The organism is Rhizobium sophoriradicis, from assembly GCF_025200795.1.
GTDB lineage: Bacteria > Pseudomonadota > Alphaproteobacteria > Rhizobiales > Rhizobiaceae > Rhizobium > Rhizobium sophoriradicis.
This window is the reverse complement of sequence record NZ_CP104152.1, coordinates 1064535-1084131: the sequence shown is the minus strand read 5'-3', so window position 1 is coordinate 1084131 and position 19597 is coordinate 1064535. Positions and strand designations below refer to the sequence as shown.

Here is a 19597-nt window from a genome sequence, read left to right as displayed (position 1 = left end):
GCCCTAAATCTGTCTTATATGAACAGTTGGTAAAGTAAGGACCAAACCAAAAATCACAATAAGTCACTGTATTTATTGAAATTTGATGCCCTGCGAATTTCTTTTTCTCTCATTAGGAATTGGTAAGCGATGTTTGACCCACGCGAAAAAATTGCACTCTTTATCGACGGCGCCAACCTCTACGCTGCATCCAAGAGCCTCGGTTTCGACATAGATTACCGCAAGCTGTTGAAAGCATTCCAGAAACGTGGCTATCTCCTGCGCGCCTATTATTATACGGCCTTGATCGAGGATCAGGAGTACTCATCGATCCGTCCCCTGATCGACTGGCTCGATTACAACGGCTACAAAGTCGTCACCAAACCCGCCAAGGAATTTACCGATTCCATGGGCAGACGAAAGATCAAGGGCAACATGGACATCGAGCTCGCGATCGACGCCATGGAACAATCCGAAACCGTCGACCACCTCGTCATCTTCTCCGGCGACGGCGACTTCACCAACCTTGTCGAGGCGCTCCAGCGCAGAGGCCGCAAGGTCTCGGTGATCTCGACGATGGCGACCCAGCCGCCGATGATCGCCGACGACCTGCGCCGCCAGGCCGATCATTTCATCGATCTCTTGTCCTTGAAGGCTGAGATCGGTCGCGATCCGTCGGAGCGAGCGCCGCGTCCGGCCGAAGTCGCCCCGGCCAGCGATTTCGAGGAATGATCGAAGGCGCCGCGAGCCGATCAGCTGCGGCGTGGTGGGTCAGCCATTATCCTTCAGCAAACGGCTCTTCTGGCGATTCCAATCGCGCTCCTTCTCGGATTCGCGCTTGTCGTGCAGTTTCTTGCCCTTGGCTAGCGCCAACTCCATCTTCGCCCGACCCCGATCGTTGAAATAGATCTTCAGCGGAATCAGCGTCATGCCCTCGCGGTTGACGGCAGAGCGCAGGCGATGGATTTCACGGCCCGACAGCAAGAGCTTGCGGCGCCGGCGCGGTTCGTGATTGAAGCGGTTGGCCTGCAGATATTCCGGCAGGTAGGAATTGATCAGCCAGATCTCGCCGCCCTCATCCGAGGCATAGGATTCGGCGATATTGGCCTTGCCTTCGCGCAGCGACTTGACCTCGGTGCCCGTCAGCACGAGGCCTGCCTCGTAGGTGTCGATGATCTCGTAGTTGAAGCGGGCCTTGCGGTTTTCGGCCACGACCTTGTTCACCACGCGCTGGCTGCCTTTGGGGGCCATGACGATATTCCCTTCGAGGCGCGCGAAAGGCCGCACCCTCATTGTTTGCCTTTATGTAGGGGAACGATCCGGCCTTGTGAAGTCAGCCGATCTTCTCAGTTGAGCAGCCCCGCATGACGCATGGCGGCATCGATCGCTGCTTCGGTTGCCGGTTCCAGCGTCGACAGCAGCGGCGAGCGGACGTTGCGGCTCATGCGGCCGAGCTTGGAGAGGCCGTATTTGGCGCCGCAGAGACCGGGTTCAAGGAAGATCGCCTTGTGCAGCGGCATCAGCCGGTCCTGATATTCCAGCGCTCGGGCGTATTCGCCAGCCAGCGTTGCCGCCTGAAAATCGGCGCAGAGGCGCGGGGCGACATTGGCCGTTACCGAGATGCAGCCGACGCCGCCATGGGCGTTGAAGCCGAGCGCCGTGGCGTCCTCGCCGGACAATTGCCGGAAATCCTTGCCGCAGGTGATGCGCTGCTCTGAGACACGCTCGATCTTGCCCGTCGCATCCTTGACGCCGACGATATTCGAGTGCGCCTTGACGAGCGCGCCCATCGTTTCCGGCGTCATGTCGACCACCGAGCGGCCCGGGATATTGTAGATATAGATCGGCAGGGCGACAGCGTCGGCGATCGCGGAAAAATGCGCGATCAAGCCCTTCTGCGTCGGCTTGTTGTAATAGGGCGTGACGACCAGCACCGCATCGGCGCCGACCTTTTCGGCATGCTGGGCAAGCTCGATCGCCTCACGCGTATTGTTCGAACCGGCGCCGGCCATGACGGGAACGCGTTTTGCGGCCACTTCGATGCAGAGTTCCACGACCCGCTTGTGTTCGGCATGCGACAGCGTCGGCGATTCGCCTGTCGTGCCGACCGGAACGAGACCGCCGCTGCCTTCCTTGATCTGCCAGTCGACATGGGCGGCGAAGCTGTCTTCGTCGATCAGTCCGGCATCGGTGAAGGGGGTGACGAGGGCGGGAATGGACCCATTGAACATGCAAAGCTCCTCACGACCAAATCCTTGCTTCGGCCGCATTCCATGAATAAGAGTTGCGCACCATAGAGCGCCGAAATCATCGCGACAAGCGCGTAGAGTTCGGTTTAGGGCAAATTCCGATAGCAGATGTGAATGAATTTTACCTGGTACGGTAAGGTTTCGTTAAGATGCCTCCAGCCAAATGGGTAGGGCGTGTTTTCGTTGCGAGATCCCGGATGAAGAAAGCTGTCTTGATTCTGACCGCCTTCGGCTTCGTTGCCGCCGCGTGGGGCAGCGTTGCGTCGCCGCTTGCCGGCGAAAACCCTCCGACGCCCGGCATCAAGCCGATCGGCTTCGTTCCCGAGACATCGATACCGGAGGCGCTGACCACCGGCGCCATCCCGCGCAATCCGGGCGCAGCACCTGTCGCCAGTGATCTGAAAACCGGCCTCGACGCGCTTACCGCCAAAAATCCGCAACTGGCTCTGTCGATCCGCAACAGGATGCCGGAGGGTACGCTCGACCGTCATATCCTCACCTGGGCGATCGCCGTGTCGGGGCTGAAGGGGGTTCCTTCCTATGAGATCGCCGGTGCTGCGCAGGAGCTCAAGGGGTGGCCCGGTCTTTCGCGGCTGCGGGCCTATTCCGAACGTGCTCTCTACGACGAAAACCCCGCGCCACCAGCGGTACTTGCCGCCTTCGGCGATACCGCGCCGGAGACGATGCAGGGCGCCGTCATTCTTGGGCGGGCGCTGATTGCCTCAGGCAAGCAGGCGCAGGCAGGAAAATATATCCGCAAGCTGTGGCGCACCGAGGCTCTCGACAAAGCGAGCGAAGACAAGATCCTCCTCGAGTTTTCCGCCCTGCTGACGCCAGCCGACCACAAGGCGCGCATGGACTACCTGATGTATCGCGGCCGGGTGGCGCAGGCCAAGCGCTTCGGCGACATGGGCGAGGCGCAGTCGCTCTACAAGGCCTGGGCCGCGGTCGACGCCAAGGCCGCCAATGCCGGCGCGCTCATCAATAGCGTCGAGGCGAAATGGCGCGGCGATGCCGGCCTGCTGTTTGCGAAGATCGAATATCTGCGCAAGCAGGATAAATATGCGGAAGCGGCGGCGCTCCTGGAGAAGATGCCGCGTGAGCGGGGAGAACTTGTCAACTCAGCAGAATGGTGGAACGAGCAGCGGATAGTCAGCCGCGGTCTCGTCGATCAGGGACAATTCAAGCCGGCCTACCGCATCGTCGCAAACTCCGCGGCAAGCAGCCCGACAGATATTGTCGAGGCCGAGTTCCATGCCGGATGGTATGCGCTGCGCGGTCTGCGGGATCCGACAACGGCGGAAAGACATTTCCGCAAGATTCTGGCGACGTCGAACGGACCGATCTCGGTGTCCCGCGCCTGGTATTGGCTCGGGCGGGCAGCCGAGGCCGGCGGCCCCGGCAGTTCAGGCGAATTCTACGGCAAGGCCGCGAATTTTCCCGGCACCTTCTACGGCCAGCTCGCGGCAGAAAAGCTGGGACGGAAGACGCTCAATGTCACCTATCCGGCGCCGAGCACGGCCGACCGCCAGCGCTTCCAGGCCCGCGAAGCCGTGCAGGCGATCAGCCGGCTCGAGGCGGCAGGTCACGGATGGCGGGCCGACAGTCTCTATCTCGCGCTTGCCGACCAGCTGCAGAGCCCGGGTGAACTAGCGGTCCTCGCCGCACAGGCCGAGCAATCGGGCAATCACCATCTGTCGCTGCAGATCGGCAAGATCGCCTATGGCCGCGGCATCGACGTCGCAGCGCTTGCCTTTCCCGTCGGCGTGATCCCGGCGAATGCCAATATATCAGGCTCCGGCAAGGCGCTCGCCTATGCCATCGCCCGGCAGGAAAGCGCCTTCAACCCCGCCGCCGTTTCGGCAGCGAATGCGCGCGGTCTGCTGCAGCTACTGCCCGGCACGGCCCAGGCGGTGGCCAAGCGCCACAACATCACCTTTTCGAAAGACAAGCTGACGGCCGATGCCGGCTACAACGCAACGCTTGGCGCGCATTATCTCGGCGAGCAGATCGAGGCCTTCGGCGGCTCCTATATCCTCACCTTCATCGCCTATAATGCCGGGCCGAAGCGGGTACCGGAATGGATCGGCCGCTACGGCGACCCACGCGGCAGGTCGATCGACGAGATCGTCGACTGGATCGAGCGCATCCCTTTCCCCGAGACGCGCAACTACGTGCAGCGGGTGATGGAGAATTACGAAGTCTACAAGGCTCGCCTCGGCCAGCCGACGGATATTGAGCGCGACCTGATTGGCGGACGCAGCGCCTCCTGAAGCCGTTGGCGCGGCTTCAAAAGCAGGCTACATCTTCGGGCTCAGATCGTTCTTGAGATGCGGTGGCGAACATGGATGCAGGCGGTTTCCAGGAACGATATTATTCTTCTGCCGATGGGCTGACGCTTTATGCCCGCGACTACCGGCCCGAGGGGCCGGCCGCCGCCGAACGGCTGCCGGTGATCTGCCTGCCCGGCCTGACCCGCAATAGCCGCGATTTTCACCCGCTTGCGCTGCGTCTCTGCCGCGACGAGACAGGCCCACGCCGGGTGATCGCGCTCGATTCGCGCGGGCGCGGAAACTCCGCATGGGATGAGAACAAGGCCAATTACAATATCGCCGTCGAAGCCGACGACATTATTGCCGCCTGCGCGGCATTCGGCATCGAGCGGGCGATTTTCATCGGCACATCACGTGGCGGACTGATCCTGCATCTGATCGCGGCGACACGGCCGGATCTTCTCGAAGCCGTGATCCTGAACGACATCGGCCCTGCTATCGAGGCCGGAGGGCTGCTACTCATTCGCGACTATTTGAACAGCGGCAGGAAGCCGGCCGACTGGAGAGAGGCGGCCGATATACTGCAGGAGAATCACGGTGCCTCGTTTACCGCGCTTGCAGGGGAAGACTGGCGCGAGATGGCCCTTGCGCTTTATCGCGACATCGGCGGAAGACCGGTCGCCGACTTCGATCCGGCGATCGCAGAGGCGCTGCGATCGGTGGATTTCAGCCAGCCGCCCCCCGAGCTCTGGGAGCAATTCGAAAGCCTGAGCCGTTTTCCGCTGATGCTGATCCGCGGCGAAAATACCGCTCTGATCTCAAAGGAGACGGTCGAGGAAATGGTCCGCCGGCATCCGAGCCTGATCCTGCATGCTGCTCAGGGACAAGGACACGCGCCCCTGCTCCATCTTGGCAATATCCCTGCTGCAATTGGAGCGTTCCTCGCCAGCTGCCGATAGCTGATGGAGACCTCTCAGCTACAGCCGCACACCTCTAGAGATGCGCAAGGGAGCCACAAGCTTGCAAGCCGATGTGCTTTCCGAAACGGGCTCCGCTTTTCGGGCCGATGCGCCAGCCGCCTCCACGCCACTCGTACAAACACAAAAAGCCCGGCTCGAGAGCCGGGCTTTCCTGATTGACCGAAGTCACATCAGATTAGAACGAGCGCTGCAGGCGGAAGTAGCCAGCCGTCGAGTCGTCGTCGTTTTCCGGATCGAGGTACTGAACCGAAGCCTTGGCGTAGAAGTTGTCGACGATCTGGTAATCAACCGTCAGACCAACCTTCCAAGCGTCGTCATCGCTGAAGTCGTCGCCAGCAACGTAGTAGTTGCTGTAGTACTGGACGCCAGGAGTGATCTTGAGCTTGTCGGTTGCCTTGATAGCGTATTCGGCAGCGATAGCCCATTCAGCCTTGGTGTAGTAGGAGCTCGGGCCGGAAGCGTATACGGCAGCGAGGCCGAGCGTACCGGGACCGATGTCAACCGTACCCATTGCACGGACAGCGCCTTCTTCGTTGTCGACGTCATAGCCGGCAGTGATCTGGTAGCTGAACGCACCAGCCTTGCCGCCGAGACCGACGGCTACGCCGACGTTGTTCGGCTCTTCGTCAGACTTGTAGAACCCGTCTTCGAGTTCGTCGACGCTGATGCCAGCGTAGAAGGCGTCGGTTTCGTACTGATAACGGATGGAGTTATGCAGCGTGACCGGCGAGCCGATATCGTCGGTTTCGCCCGAGAGGCCGTCGTCCCACCAGCTGTAGAACAGACCAGCGCGGAAGCCGGCGATGTCGAGGTAAGCGGAGTCGAGCTTGGCGCTCTGATCCGAAGCGTTGTCAGCATTGAACTGCATGACGATAACGCCGGTCAGCGGACCATATTCGGTGTCGCTCTTGGCCGTGAACTGAACCTGGCCGCGCGTACGAGCATCCCAGTCCGAGTCGTTGCTGTCCGAACCGTTGAGCGGCTGATCACCAACGTCAACCTGGAAACGGATGTAACCGTTGATCTTGAGGCAGGTTTCGGTGCCGGGGATGTAGAAGTAGCCGGTGCCGTAAGCGTCGCAGACGCGAACGTATTCAACCGGTTCCGGCTCGGCAGCAACGATAGCGTCAGCAGCCTGAGCACCGGAAACTACTGCGAGAGCAGCAGCGGAGCCGAGAAGAAGGCTCTTGATGTTCATAAATGACCTCCAATTCAAAGTTTCGATCGGGTTTGGGATCTTTCGCTGAGCAGCGTTCCCTGCCCCATCCCCGTGTTTCAAGAAGCGGACGATCCGTCGCCCTTGCTTCCGAGGGTGAAAATACAAGACGGCGGCCGTCACGCAATCACCAACTTACTCCAACGAGGGGTTTGAGGGAGCCTTCCCCGCATTCTGTTGCTGAAAGGACACAAGTCGGGCACCCGGCCTCGATTTCCTTTATGCTTTGTTAAGAAAAGTCTTATTTTGCGGGTGCTTAGTAGAGATCGACAAGGGGCTGGACATGCGCCTTCCGACACATTCGTGACGTTTTTCTGACAAAATCTGATCATTGCGGGAGACATCCGGATCGCTGGAAGCGTAACCGGCCGGTCACCGATCCGCTTTCGCAGGTCGCCGAGGACAGGAACGCGGGAAGTGATTCCCGCCGGCGATTCTCTCTTCGAAGGGAAGAGATTTCTCCGCCGCGCGACTGCGAGACATCGCCAATCAGGCGACCACGATTCCCACCGAAGGGTTAAGACACGACATGCGCTGCGGAAATTGAAATGGCGGAGAAGATGGGATTCGAACCCACGATACGCTTTTGACGTATACTCCCTTAGCAGGGGAGCGCCTTCGACCACTCGGCCACCTCTCCGGTGCGGCCTAACTATGGTGACCGGTCTGTGAATGCAAGGGCTTTTTGAGTTTTCATCAGAAGAAATGCAGCGGCCGGCATTTCCATCGGGTCGGGCAAAGGCGCGTTGCTGCCCGCCCATGATCGGCATGATTCGATCGAGCCTCTCTTCAATAGGAGAGAGGCTCTACCGCCAAGCGCTCAGGGAGAGCACCGCCGTTTCTCGTCTCTCCTCTTATGCGCAATCGCGAAACGCATAGCGGCCGCGCGACCGCATTCGTGCCGCTGCAGGGAATAGGCGATAAGCGGATACCAGCTCAGCCAAGCAGGCTCTTGAGATCGGCGGAGGGGTCGGCGAGAATCGATCGGTCGGGGTTGGTTCCGGATTCCAGCAGCTTCTTGCCGGTCACATAGGCTTTCGCGTCGTTGATCGCGTCGACGGCAATCAGCAGGCCTTCCCTGAAATACCAGACCGAATGGGCGCCCTCGCGGGCGCCGGGGCGCAGCAACGTATCGTCATAACCGAGATTGAAGCCGGCGATCTGCAGTTTGACGTCATATTGGTCGGACCAGAACCACGGTTTCGGATCATAGGGCTCGCTGCCGCCGGCGATGACGGCTGCCGCCGCTTCGGCCTGGTCGACAGCATTCTGCACCGATTCAAGCCGGATGCGGCCGCCTTGCCAGGGAAGAGCCGCGCAATCGCCAGCCGCAAAAATCGCCGAATCGGAGGTGCGGGCGAATTCATCGACGATGATGCCGTTGGCGACTTCGAGCCCGGCTTCCTTGGCAAGCTGATCGTTCGGCACGACGCCGATCCCGACGACGACGAAATCGACGTCGATGACCGAGCCGTCGGAAAGAGCGGCGCCGGAAACACGGCCATCCTTGCCGATCAGATGCTTGAGCCCGGTCCTCTCGCGAATCACCACGTCGTGACCCTCATGAATCGCGCGCATGATGTCGGCCGTCTCCTTCGCCGCAACGCGCTGCAGGATGCGGTCGGCCATCTCGATAACGGTGACCTCGAGGCCGAGATGGCGGGCAACGGCTGCCGCCTCCAGGCCGATATAACCGCCGCCGATGATGAGGACGCGACGGCCCGGCCGCATTTCGTCGGCGAGCAGGTCTGCGTCGCGCTTGTCGCGGGCGACATAGACGCCTTCGAGATCGCCGCCGATTGCCGCGGGCAGCCGGCGCGGCGTCGAGCCGGTGGTCAGCGCCAGCGTGCCGTAGTCGAGAATAGAGCCGTCCTGCAGCAGCACCTGCTTGCTGTCCGGTTTGATCTCCTCGACCCAGGTGGAAAGGCGAAGGTCGACGTCATTGTCGGCATACCAGTGCTGGTCGCGAAACAGCAGGCGGTCGAAGCTCATTTCCCCCAGCAGATATTTCTTCGAAAGCGGCGGGCGCTGATAGGGAGCTACATCCTCGGCGCCGATGAGAGTGATCGGGCGCGGATCCTTCAAAGCGCGCAACTTGGCCGCCAGGGCAAAACCTGCTTGTCCAGCGCCGATGATCACCAATCTGTCCGTCACGATCTCACTCCTGAAACTAGGCTCGACACTCTCGCCAAGGCCTATCCCCTGCCCTATGCGCCGTCAACGGAAGCGGCCTCTTACATTCGGCCGATCTCGATCCAGCGACGCTCGTGGAAGGATTGTGCCATGGCATGCACCGACTTCTCTATCCTGAGACCGTCTTTAAATGTCACGATCGACGACGGTTCGCCCGAGATCGCCCGGATCAGCTCGCGGCATTCGATGATCTTGAGATCATTGAAGCCGAGGCCATGGCCAGGCGCCGGAATAAAGCGATCATACGGCCGATGGGCGGGTGCCGCCAGTATCTTGCGAAAACCCTGTTCGGAGCCGCGGCCATCGGCCTGATAGAGCTCGAATTCGTTCATCCGTTCCTGATCGTAGAGGATCGCGCCTTTCGAGCCGTAAATCTGCAGAGCGATGCGGCCCTTGCGTCCCCAGGCGGCGCGATTGGCCATCAACACGGCAGAGATGCCGCCGCCAAGCCGCATCAGCACGTTGGCCGCGTCGTGATTTTCGACGGCGCGGCGGCCACCGGCGCTGAGCGGACGATCGGCATAGGGCTTGACCATGTCTGTAATGACGGCCTCGACGTGGCCGAAAAGATACCAGAGCAGCGACAGCGGGTGCACGGCGAAATCGTCAAGCGCACCATAGCCGGCGGCAAGCTCGCTCTTCCAATAAAAGAAGACGTCGGGATCAGCCATGAAATCCTCATCCATTTCGACGCGGACATGATTGACCGTACCGATGGCGCCCTCGCCCAGGAGCGTCCTGATGTGCTGCATGACCGGGTTCTGGATATAGTTATAGCCAAGGACGGCAACCTTGCCGGAGCGCTCCGCCGTTTCCAGCATCCGCTCGGCATCGGCATAGGCCGGCGCCATCGGCTTTTCGCACCAGACATGCTTGCCGGCTTCGAGGGCTGCAATCGCCATCTCGGCGTGGAACTGATTGGGAGTGGTGACGGAAACGACGTCGACCTCTGGATCGGCGATCAGCGCCCGCCAGTCTGCGGTCGACTTCTCGAAGCCGAATTCGGAGGCGCGCGCCTCAGCAAGCCCGGCATTGGCTTCAGCCAGATGCACGAGCCGCGGACGCTCGACATCGCCGAACACGGTCTTCACCGCATTCCAGGCCAGCGCGTGGCACTTGCCCATATAACCCGTGCCGATCAAACCGATGCCAAGTGGCTTCATTTCCGTCTCCTCCAGGACTGCGCGCGATTTTTGGAATATTTGGATCATTTTGACAAGAGAGGGTTCACCGGCATTTCCGCATCCCTTCCCTGCCGAATTGTTTAAAAGCCTTGATTTACAGGCGATTAAAAACAATTAGGCGTGTCGCTTGAAATCGTCTATGCTCGACAATATGGAATATTTGTTTCATCCCGTGAGCCGCAAGCATGGATAATGACCCCCAGAGGCAGGCGCGTGTGCCGCGCGATTTCGAAAGCCTGCGCAGCACTATCATTGAGCGCAAGGCGAGCATGCCGAAGCGGCTGGCGCAGGTCGCCGCCTTCGCGCTCGGCAATCCCGACGAAATCGCCTTCGGCACGACGGCCAGCATCGCCGCTGCCTCCGACGTCCAGCCCTCGACGCTAGTGCGCCTGGCGCATCATCTGGGCTATGAAGGCTTTTCCGATCTGCAGAGCATCTTCCGCGAAAGGCTGCGCGACCGGACACTGAGTTATGAAGAACGGCTCGTCACGCTGGAGCAGGCGAGCGGCGACGACGAGGACGCCAATCTGCTGTCCGGCTTCATCGCCGCGGCAAGCCAGTCGGTCAACCGACTGGCGGCGACGGTGCAGAGCGATACGTTCACGAAAGCGGTGGATATTCTGGCCGCCGCCGAAACGATCTATCTGATCGCCAAACGGCGTTCCTACCCGCTGACGGCGCATATGACCTATGCGTTTGCCAAGCTCAACATCCGCCACCAGATCGTCGCCTCCCCGAACGGGGTCGACCCTGAAATGGTGCAGTTCGCAACGCCCAAGGATGCGGCAATCGCCGCGAGCTTCTCTCCTTACGCGGCCGACAGCCTCAGCCAGAGCCAGGAGCTTGCCGACCGCGGCGTCCCCATCATCGCCATCACCGATTCGGCCTTCTCGCCGCTTGCCGCCTGCGCCACGCACTGGTTCGAGGTGGCGGAGGCCGATTTCGCCGGCTTCCGCTCGCTTTCGGCCTCGATGGCGCTCACCATGGCGCTGCCGGTGGCCATCGCCGAGCGGCGACGCAAGCTTCAGCACGCAAAAGCGGGAAAAGCGAAAATGGAATAAACATTCCGAATTGACAAAATATCGGAACCAATGTTTCATTATTGGCAATTCGCAGGCACTGGAAGCCGCGCAAATCTAGCGGGAGGACATCATGGTACAATCGAATCCGGGTTCACAGCCGGAGCCGGCGCTTGATGTAATCACGATCGGCCGTTCCTCGGTCGATCTTTACGGCCAGCAGATCGGGTCACGACTGGAGGATATCGGCTCCTTCGCCAAATCAGTCGGCGGCTGCCCGTCCAACATCGCCATCGGCACGGCGCGGCTCGGTCTCAAATCCGGCCTCATCACCCGCGTCGGCGACGAGCAGATGGGGCGCTTCATCCGCGAGCAGGCGGCCCGCGAAGGTGTCGCGACCGACGGCATCATCACCGACAAGGAGCGGCTGACGGCGCTGGTGCTGCTTGCGGTGGAGGCCGAGGGCGTATCGCCGATGATCTTCTATCGCTCCGACTGCGCCGACATGGCGCTCGACGAAAGCGATATCGACGAGAATTTCATCAGATCGTCGCGCGCCGTCCTGGTGTCCGGCACGCATTTTTCCAGGCCGAACACCGAAGCGGCGCAGCGCAAGGCGATCCGCATCGCCAAGGCAAACGGCCGCAAGGTAATCTTTGACATCGACTACCGGCCGAACCTCTGGGGCCTTGCCGGCCATGCGGAAGGTTTCGAGCGCTATGTGAAATCCGACCGCGTTTCATCGAAGATGAAGGAGACGCTGCCGGATTGCGATCTCATCGTCGGCACCGAAGAGGAAATCCTGATCGCCTCCGGCGCTGACGACGTGCTCGGCGCGCTGAAGGAGATTCGCCGCCTGACGCCGGCGACGATCGTGCTGAAGCGCGGCGCCATGGGCTGCATCGTCTATGACGGGCCGATCGCCGACGACCTAGAAGCCGGCATCGTCGGCCAGGGTTTCCCGATCGAAGTCTTCAATGTGCTCGGCGCCGGCGATGCCTTCATGTCCGGCTTCCTGCGCGGCTTCCTGCGCGACGAACCACTGAAGACCTGCGCCACCTGGGCCAATGCCTGCGGCGCTTTCGCCGTCTCGCGTCTGCTCTGCTCGCCGGAATATCCGACCTGGGCGGAACTCGACTTCTTCCTGAAGACGGGCAGCAAATACCGGGCGCTGCGCAAGGACGAGGCGATCAACCATATTCATTGGGCATCGACCCGGCGCGGCGAAATTCCGCAGCTGATGGCGCTGGCGATCGACCATCGTTCGCAGCTCGTCAGCCTCGCCGATGAGCTCGGCGTCGGCCATGAGAAGATCGTCGCCTTCAAGCGGCTGGCGGTCTCGGCGGCAGCGCGCGTTTCGAACGGCCGTGACGGCTACGGCATGCTCATCGACGAACGTTTCGGCCGCGACGCCTTCTTCGATGCGGCGACTAAGAATTTTTCGTGGATCGGCCGGCCGGTGGAATTGCCGGGCTCGAAGCCGCTGCGCTTCGAATTCAGCCAGGATATCGGCTCCCAGCTGGTGGAATGGCCGCTCGGCCACTGCATTAAGTGCCTGTGCTTCTATCATCCCGACGATCCAGCCGAATTGAAGAGCGAGCAGCAGGAGAAGCTGCGCACGCTGTTCGAAGCCGCCCGCAAGGTCGGCCGCGAGCTGCTGGTGGAGATCATCGCCGGCAAGAACGGACCGCTTACCGACGATACGATCGCAACCGCGCTCGAAGAACTTTATGCGCTCGGCATCAAGCCGGACTGGTGGAAGCTGGAGCCGCAAGCCTCCGGCGAAGCCTGGAAGAAGATCGACGCGGTGATTGCCAAAAATGATCCATGGTGCCGCGGTATCGTGCTGCTCGGGCTCGAGGCACCCGCCGAGGAGCTGATCTCCTGCTTCGAGGCGACGCTGGCGGCTCCTTCGGTGAAGGGCTTCGCCGTCGGCAGGACGATCTTTGCCGACGCGGCGCGCGCCTGGCTTTCGGGTGCCATGAACGACGAGGAGGCGATCGCCGACATGGCCGGCCGCTTCCGGCAACTGACAGAGGCGTGGCTGAAGACGCGCGGGCTGAACTGAGAATTGAGAAGAAGACCCCTCCCCAACCCTCCCCCCAAGGGGGAGGGACTCAATCTGAGGCATCGCCTCACACCGTGAGCAACGTCCTGCGGATGAAACCGCGCGGTGTGAATGGAAAGAGCCGAACAGGTTAGTCCCTCTCGCTTGTGGGAGGGCTTGGGGAGGGAAAAAGATAAAGAGTTAAAACTCCGGGAGACCCCGATGGGCAAGACGATTCGGTTGACGATGGCGCAGGCCGTCGCGCATTTCCTCAAAAAGCAGATGACGGTTGTCGACGGCCGGAAGGTACCGATCTTCGGCGGCGTCTGGGCGATCTTCGGTCACGGCAATGTCGCCGGCATCGGCGAGGCGCTTTATCAGGTGCGCGAGGAATTGACGACCTATCGCGCCCATAACGAACAGGGCATGGCGCATGCCGCGATCGCCTATGCCAAGGCGAATTTCCGCACGCGCTTCATGGCCTGCACGACCTCGATCGGTCCCGGCGCGCTGAACATGGTGACGGCGGCCGGTGTTGCGCATGTCAACCGCATTCCGGTTCTCTTCCTGCCCGGCGACGTCTTCGCCAACCGCGCGCCGGATCCGGTGCTGCAGCAGATCGAGGATTTCGGCGACGGCACGGTATCGGCCAATGACGCTTTTCGTCCGGTTTCGCGCTATTTCGACCGTATCACCCGGCCGGAACAGATCATTTCGGCGCTGAAGCGCGCCATGCAGGTGCTGACCGATCCCTTGGATTGCGGTCCGGTGACCTTGTCGCTCTGCCAGGATGTTCAGGCGGAAGCCTTCGATTATCCGAAAAGCCTGTTTGAGGAAAAGATCTGGACGACCCGCCGGCCGCAGCCAGATGCGGATGAGCTCGCCAATGCGATCGCGCTGATCAAAGCCTCGCAGAAGCCGGTGATCGTTGCCGGCGGCGGCGTGCTCTATTCACAGGCGACGCAGGAGCTTGCCGCCTTCGCCGAGGCCCACGCCATTCCGGTCGTCGTCACCCAGGCCGGCAAGTCGTCAATCGACGAGACCCATCCGCTGGCGCTCGGCTCGGTCGGAGTCACCGGCACATCGGCAGCGAATGCGATCGCCGAAGAGACGGACCTCGTCATCGCCGTCGGCACACGCTGCCAGGATTTCACCACCGGCTCCTGGGCACTATTCAAGAATGACAGCCTGAAGATGATCGGGCTCAATATCGCCGCCTACGACGCGGTGAAGCATGACAGCCACCCTGTTGTGGCCGATGCCCGCGAAGGGCTGAAGGCGCTTTCGGCGGGCCTTTCCGGCTGGAAAGCACCGGCGGCGTTGGCTGAGAAGGCCGTGGCCGAGAAGAAAATCTGGATGGAAGCTGCGGCGAAGGCGATGGCGACGACCAATGCCGCCCTGCCCTCCGACGCCCAGGTGATCGGCGCGGTGGTGCGCACGATCGGCGGCGAGAATACGACGCTGCTTTGCGCCGCCGGCGGCCTGCCCGGCGAATTGCACAAGCTCTGGCCGGCGACGGCGCCCGGCAGCTATCACATGGAATACGGCTTTTCCTGCATGGGTTACGAGATCGCGGGCGGCCTCGGCGCCAAGATGGCGCGTCCCGAACGCGATGTCGTCGTCATGGTCGGCGACGGCTCCTACATGATGATGAATTCCGAGATCGCAACCTCGGTGATGCTCGGCCTCAAGCTTAACATCGTCGTGCTCGACAATCGCGGCTATGGCTGCATCAACCGGCTGCAGATGGGAACAGGCGGCGCCAACTTCAACAATCTGCTGAAGGACTCCTACCACGAGGTGATGCCGGAGATCGATTTCCGCGCACATGCCGAAAGCATGGGGGCCATCGCCGTCAAGGTCGGCTCAATCGCGGAGCTGGAGCAGGCGATCGCCAGCTCGAAGAAGAACGACCGAACCTCGGTCTTCGTCATCGACACCGATCCCTTGATCACCACGGAGGCCGGCGGCCACTGGTGGGATGTCGCGGTGCCCGAGGTCAGCCCACGCGAAGAGGTCAACAAGGCGCGCAAGGGCTATGTCGAAGCCCGCGCTTCCCAGCGCATCGGTTAACGAGGTTACCGCTATTTTCCGGAGGAGCGCACCCGCTCCTCCCGATGTCATTTAAGGAGAATATGATGAAGGCCAAACTCGGCATGTCGCCCATCGCATGGTGGAACGACGACCTTCCCGAACTCAGCGACGATGTGTCCCTGGAGGAATGCCTGCGGCAGTCGCGTAGCGCCGGCTTTACCGGCATGGAGCAAGGCCGCCGTTTCCCCAGCAACCCGGAAGAAATGCTGCCGATCCTGCGCGCCGCCGACGTGACGCTGTGCGGCGGCTGGTTCTCCGGCACGCTGGTTAATGAGGAGCTTGCGGCCAACAAGGACCGCATCGCGCCGATGATCGAACTGTTCAAGGCGGTCAATGCGCCCTGCATCGTTTACGGCGAAGTCGGCCGCTCCATCCAGGGCGACCGCTCCAAGCCGCTCGCGACCAAACCTCGCCTTTCCGACGACGAGATGAAGGCTTATGCGCGCCGCGTCACCGAGTTCGGCGAATGGTGCGCCGAGCAGGGCATGCCTCTTTCCTACCACCACCACATGGCGGCCGTCGTGGAAACCGAGCCGGAACTCGACGCCTTCATGCGCAATTCCGGCGAAGGCATTCCGCTGCTGCTCGATGCCGGGCATCTCGCTTTTGCCGGCGGCGACGTGCTGCGCGCCATCGACAATCACCATGCCCGAATCAATCATGTCCACGTCAAGGACATTCGCCAATCAGTGGTGGATGGGCTCGACCGCAGCCGGCAGTCCTTCCTCGACGCGGTGGCGCTCGGCGCCTTCACCGTGCCGGGCGACGGTTCGCTCGATTTCGGCGCCATCGTCCAGCGATTCGCCGACCACGGCTATGAAGGCTGGTTCGTCGTCGAAGCCGAACAGGATCCGCGCAAGGCGCCGCCGCAGAAGATGGCTGAGATCGGCCATGCCGAACTGATGCGGGTGATGACGGCGGCTGGTTATACCGTGGCGACCGAAGGTTTTCCTAAGGGATAACGGGTGCAAAAGACCCGGGGCTTAAGAGCATCGTCGGGCAAGAAGCCCCCTCATCCGCCCTTCGGGCACCTTCTCCCCGCTGGGGAGACGGGGAATAGAGACGGCGCGGCATATCCCTTCTCCCCTGGGGGAGAAGGTGGCGGCAGCCGGATGAGGGGGCCGCACCCCACAATTTATGAGGAGAAACACCAATGCCAAACCTCAAGGTGAAACCATCCGGCACGCATGGCCGCGTCACGCATGTCACCCCTGAGAATGCCGGCTGGACCTATGTCGGCTTCGATCTGAATCGCTTGAAGCCGGGCGAGACGGTTTCGGGAGAGACCGGAGATCGGGAAGTGTGCCTCGTCTGGGTCACCGGCAAGGGCCAGGCGTCGGCCGGCACCAGGGATTTCGGCACGCTCGGCGAGCGGATGAGCCCCTTCGACGGCGCGCCGCATGCGCTCTACATCCCGATGGAATCGACATGGTCGGTGACGGCGGAGACCGATCTGGAGCTGGCCGTCTGCTCGGCGCCCGGCGGCGGGACCTACCAGGCGAAGGAAATTCCGCCCGGCACGCATCCGCAGGTGACGCGCGGCAAGGGCACGAATGTACGCTACGTCAACAATATCATGCCTGAAGACGACAATTCGGCGCATTCGCTGCTCGTCGTCGAGGTGATCACGCCGGGCGGCCATACTTCCTCCTATCCGCCGCACAAGCACGATCAGGACGACCTGCCGAACGAAAGCTTTCTGGAAGAGACCTATTATCATCGCCTCAATCCGCCGCAGGGCTTCGGTTTCCAGCGTGTCTACACCGACGACCGCTCGCTCGACGAAGCGATGGCGATCGAGGACGGAGACGTGACGCTGGTGCCGAAAGGCTACCATCCGTGCGCGGCCTGCCATGGCTACGATCTCTATTACCTCAACGTGATGGCCGGGCCGCAACGGATCTGGAAATTCCACAATGCCGTCGAGCACGAGTGGCTAGTGAAGGCGTAAAGCCCCGGGTTCGATCGCTAAATAATCTGGCAGCGCCAAGCCTTTGCCATCTCGGCGCTGCTGCAGTTTGAATCTACATGTCGGCCTTCCAGGAAATAAGAGCAATCAAAGATCGAGCACCAGATGCGGCACGCCGTTCGAGGTTTTCCGCGGCGAGAGGCCGTCGGCATCGATCTGCGCGTTCACACGCTGGCGAAAGGCGGAAAAGCTCTCGAAAGTGACGACATCCACCGGCTCGTCGAAATGGATGGTGATCCTATGGAGATCGCCGCCCGGCAGGGCCGACAGTGCCAAAACCTCGCCGGTGAACGGTTGATTGAGATAACGGCCGCGAATATGGGCGCCGACGAAGAGCGGCGTCTTCGCTCCCGCATTGGGCTTTGCCGCAAGGGCTGAGAGTGTATTCCAATCGCGCGCGCCGTGCTGGCGGGCTATTATTTCCAGCGCCGCACTGTGGGTCAGCGGGGTGCCGCGATCGTTCATCGCCTGGCGCAAGCGCTTGGCCTGGGCCTTCAAGTCTTCAATGGCAGGATAGGTCGTCGTCATGGCGTCAGCCTTTGCAAGGCATGCTCTTCGACTGCGGGATGGGAGCTCGCATTGCCGCCAGTCAGCATGCACAAAGGGCCGTGACCATGATCGCGAGGGCTTCACCATGGATTTTCATCCGCGAGCGGCCGGTGCCTCGAACCGGCCCTTTCTATGCGCGAAGGCTGCCGACATGTCAAGAATGGCGCATGTGCGCCGGGCAATGAGCAGATTCGGGGCAAATCTGCCCGAAATCGGTGCGGTTTTCCGGGAGGTTCCGGCTATGCGCTCAATTCTAACGATGTTCTTCAGCAGTCGTCAGCATTCTTCAGCTAATATCCTGTGGTAGAACAAGCGGAGGCTAAAAGGGCCTTTCAGATGCACCTCGACACAGAACACCGCAAGGCGGAACGTGCTTACAGGGAATTCAACCTCGACAGGCCCGGCAACATCATCTTCGTCGGCCATCACCTCAGCACCGGAACGCAGGTGCGCTGCCTGATCCGAACGATCACGCTGGCCGGCGCGGTGCTCGAAGTCAGCCCGAGCCTGGAGATGCCGAGCCATTTCTTTCTCGAGATCCTCGGCATCCACGACGAGATCGGCGCCACCATGGTCAAGCGCGAAGAGGGACTGGTGACGATCAGCTTCAACATGCTGCTCAATCCTGAATTCCTGCACCACGTGCTGCGACTGAGCTTCGAAACCTGAGGCTATTGTCAATCCGCGCCCTATCGCGGCGCGGTTTTCCGGTCTCGCCTCTTCCTGAGGCCAGACGCGTTAAGATCGGAATGATCCAGCGAAGTCCGCGCCATTCCGGGCCATCGAGCGGATCGGCCATGGGATCGCGGCGCATGCGGCGATTGCGGGTTTCGACTTCCTCGAAGAGAACGACCCAGTTGAGAAGCATTGCCTATCCTCCATCTATTGCTGGAGCACTTGAGCTAGGCCTTCACGCACTGGCTATGTAGAGGCGCTGGAGAAAGGGGGTTTTCATCCATGAAAGATGCGAGCTGGGACGATCTGCAACTCTTCTTCCATGTCGCGACCGGCGGCGGGCTTTCGGCGGCTGCAGCACGCACCGGCCTCAGCGCGCCGACGATCGGCCGGCGCATGCTGGCGCTCGAAAGGGCGACCGGTCGTTCGTTGTTCAGCCGCGGTCCTACCGGTTATCTTCTGGCCAGGGATGGTCAGGAACTGCTCGATCGCGTCCGGCTGATGCAGGATGCGGCGCAGGCGATCTCCGACTGGCGCGGCGAGGTTCTGACGTTGCCGATCGTCTCGACGGCCGCCGACAGCTGGACCCTGCGCTTCATCGCCGACCATCTGGCCGGCGTCTGGACGCCGAAGGACAGTTTCCGCATGTGCTACAAGACCTGTGATGCGGGCGTCGACTTCACCTATCGCGAGGCGCATATCGCCATTCGCCGCAGCCGGCCGGACAGCGGCAACGTCGCCATTCGCCGTTCGGTCAAAGTGGCCCATGCCGCTTACCAGGCGGCCGATTTTGCTCAGACCAATTGCAACTGGATTTCGCTTGGCACCGACACCGCGATCACCCCGGCCGACAAATGGACGTTCGAACAGCCGGATTATTGGATCACCAGCTGGACGAACACGCCGCATATGCTTTTTTACCTGATCCGTGGCGGGGCCGGCCGCGGCGTGCTGCCCTGTTTCATCGGCGATCAGGAACGCAAGCTCGTACGCGCCGGGCCTGTCATCGACGACCTGACCTACGAGATGTGGATCGTCGCGCATGACGATGAGCGGCAACGGCCGGAGGTCAGGACCGTCATCGACCGCCTGGCAGCGCTGTTTGCCGATCATGAAGACCTATTTGCCGGGCAGCGGCCGTCGATGTGAGGCAAAACAAAAACGCGGACC

General features: G+C 61.4%; 17 protein-coding genes and 1 tRNA gene. 10 read left to right on the top strand and 8 right to left on the bottom strand.

Annotation, left to right across the window (positions count from 1 at the left end):
• Window positions 1-129: 129 nt before the first annotated feature.
• Entirely contained in the window at window positions 130-711 is a 582-nt protein-coding gene (locus tag N2597_RS05365) for a LabA-like NYN domain-containing protein (RefSeq protein ID WP_038687915.1), read from the top strand.
• A gap of 39 nt (window positions 712-750) precedes the next feature.
• On the opposite strand, the gene smpB is transcribed toward N2597_RS05365, so the two are convergent.
• Both smpB and dapA read right to left on the bottom strand, forming a co-directional pair.
• On the bottom strand, window positions 751-1230 hold the full coding sequence (gene smpB, locus N2597_RS05360) for an SsrA-binding protein SmpB (protein WP_038692393.1): 480 nt from the start codon (window positions 1228-1230) through the stop codon (window positions 751-753).
• Window positions 1231-1325: 95 nt separating this feature from the next.
• Window positions 1326-2210 (bottom strand): 4-hydroxy-tetrahydrodipicolinate synthase, encoded by an 885-nt coding sequence (gene dapA, locus N2597_RS05355; protein ID WP_038687913.1) that lies wholly within the window; start codon window positions 2208-2210, stop codon window positions 1326-1328.
• 215 nt (window positions 2211-2425) lie between these two features.
• Between dapA and N2597_RS05350 the strand changes: the two genes are divergently transcribed.
• Both N2597_RS05350 and N2597_RS05345 read left to right on the top strand, forming a co-directional pair.
• Window positions 2426-4501: a lytic transglycosylase domain-containing protein gene (locus N2597_RS05350; protein WP_183596938.1), complete on the top strand. Its 2076-nt coding sequence runs from the start codon at window positions 2426-2428 to the stop codon at window positions 4499-4501.
• A 62-nt stretch (window positions 4502-4563) separates the two neighbouring features.
• Window positions 4564-5460 (top strand): alpha/beta fold hydrolase, encoded by an 897-nt coding sequence (locus N2597_RS05345; RefSeq protein WP_183596940.1) that lies wholly within the window; start codon window positions 4564-4566, stop codon window positions 5458-5460.
• Window positions 5461-5656: 196 nt separating this feature from the next.
• Here N2597_RS05345 and N2597_RS05340 read toward each other — a convergent pair whose 3' ends face one another.
• From N2597_RS05340 to N2597_RS05325, 4 genes are all read right to left on the bottom strand, one after another.
• A complete protein-coding gene (locus tag N2597_RS05340; protein WP_183596942.1) occupies window positions 5657-6679 on the bottom strand; it encodes a porin in 1023 nt (340 codons plus the stop codon).
• A 567-nt stretch (window positions 6680-7246) separates the two neighbouring features.
• A tRNA-Ser gene (locus N2597_RS05335) sits at window positions 7247-7337 on the bottom strand.
• Window positions 7338-7633: 296 nt separating this feature from the next.
• Window positions 7634-8851, bottom strand: a complete 1218-nt coding sequence (locus N2597_RS05330) for an NAD(P)/FAD-dependent oxidoreductase (RefSeq protein WP_183596944.1) — start codon at window positions 8849-8851, stop codon at window positions 7634-7636.
• Window positions 8852-8931: 80 nt separating this feature from the next.
• Window positions 8932-10053: a Gfo/Idh/MocA family protein gene (locus tag N2597_RS05325; protein ID WP_038692391.1), complete on the bottom strand. Its 1122-nt coding sequence runs from the start codon at window positions 10051-10053 to the stop codon at window positions 8932-8934.
• 206 nt (window positions 10054-10259) lie between these two features.
• On the opposite strand from N2597_RS05325, the gene N2597_RS05320 reads away from it, so the two are divergent.
• From N2597_RS05320 to iolB, 5 genes are all read left to right on the top strand, one after another.
• Window positions 10260-11135, top strand: coding sequence for a MurR/RpiR family transcriptional regulator (locus N2597_RS05320; RefSeq protein WP_038687902.1), 876 nt, complete (start codon window positions 10260-10262; stop codon window positions 11133-11135).
• 91 nt (window positions 11136-11226) lie between these two features.
• Window positions 11227-13161 carry a bifunctional 5-dehydro-2-deoxygluconokinase/5-dehydro-2-deoxyphosphogluconate aldolase gene (locus N2597_RS05315; RefSeq protein ID WP_183596946.1) on the top strand — a complete coding sequence of 645 codons (1935 nt, stop codon included), beginning with the start codon at window positions 11227-11229 and terminating at the stop codon, window positions 13159-13161.
• Window positions 13162-13362: 201 nt separating this feature from the next.
• Entirely contained in the window at window positions 13363-15213 is a 1851-nt protein-coding gene (gene iolD / locus N2597_RS05310; protein ID WP_183596948.1) for a 3D-(3,5/4)-trihydroxycyclohexane-1,2-dione acylhydrolase (decyclizing), read from the top strand.
• 65 nt (window positions 15214-15278) lie between these two features.
• Window positions 15279-16196, top strand: a complete 918-nt coding sequence (gene iolE, locus N2597_RS05305) for a myo-inosose-2 dehydratase (protein WP_183596950.1) — start codon at window positions 15279-15281, stop codon at window positions 16194-16196.
• Between the two features lie 191 nt (window positions 16197-16387).
• On the top strand, window positions 16388-17185 hold the full coding sequence (gene iolB, locus N2597_RS05300; protein ID WP_009996048.1) for a 5-deoxy-glucuronate isomerase: 798 nt from the start codon (window positions 16388-16390) through the stop codon (window positions 17183-17185).
• A gap of 105 nt (window positions 17186-17290) precedes the next feature.
• On the opposite strand, the gene N2597_RS05295 is transcribed toward iolB, so the two are convergent.
• Window positions 17291-17731, bottom strand: a complete 441-nt coding sequence (locus tag N2597_RS05295) for a glyoxalase superfamily protein (RefSeq protein ID WP_009996047.1) — start codon at window positions 17729-17731, stop codon at window positions 17291-17293.
• Window positions 17732-18088: 357 nt separating this feature from the next.
• On the opposite strand from N2597_RS05295, the gene N2597_RS05290 reads away from it, so the two are divergent.
• Window positions 18089-18421, top strand: coding sequence for a hypothetical protein (locus tag N2597_RS05290; RefSeq protein ID WP_077993137.1), 333 nt, complete (start codon window positions 18089-18091; stop codon window positions 18419-18421).
• Here the strand turns inward: N2597_RS05290 and N2597_RS05285 are convergent.
• Complete coding sequence (locus N2597_RS05285) at window positions 18372-18620, bottom strand: hypothetical protein (protein WP_077993135.1); 249 nt, start codon at window positions 18618-18620, stop codon at window positions 18372-18374. The genes N2597_RS05290 and N2597_RS05285 overlap by 50 nt on opposite strands.
• Before the next feature lie 89 nt (window positions 18621-18709).
• On the opposite strand from N2597_RS05285, the gene N2597_RS05280 reads away from it, so the two are divergent.
• Window positions 18710-19576: a LysR family transcriptional regulator gene (locus tag N2597_RS05280; RefSeq protein WP_183596953.1), complete on the top strand. Its 867-nt coding sequence runs from the start codon at window positions 18710-18712 to the stop codon at window positions 19574-19576.
• Window positions 19577-19597: the final 21 nt, after the last annotated feature.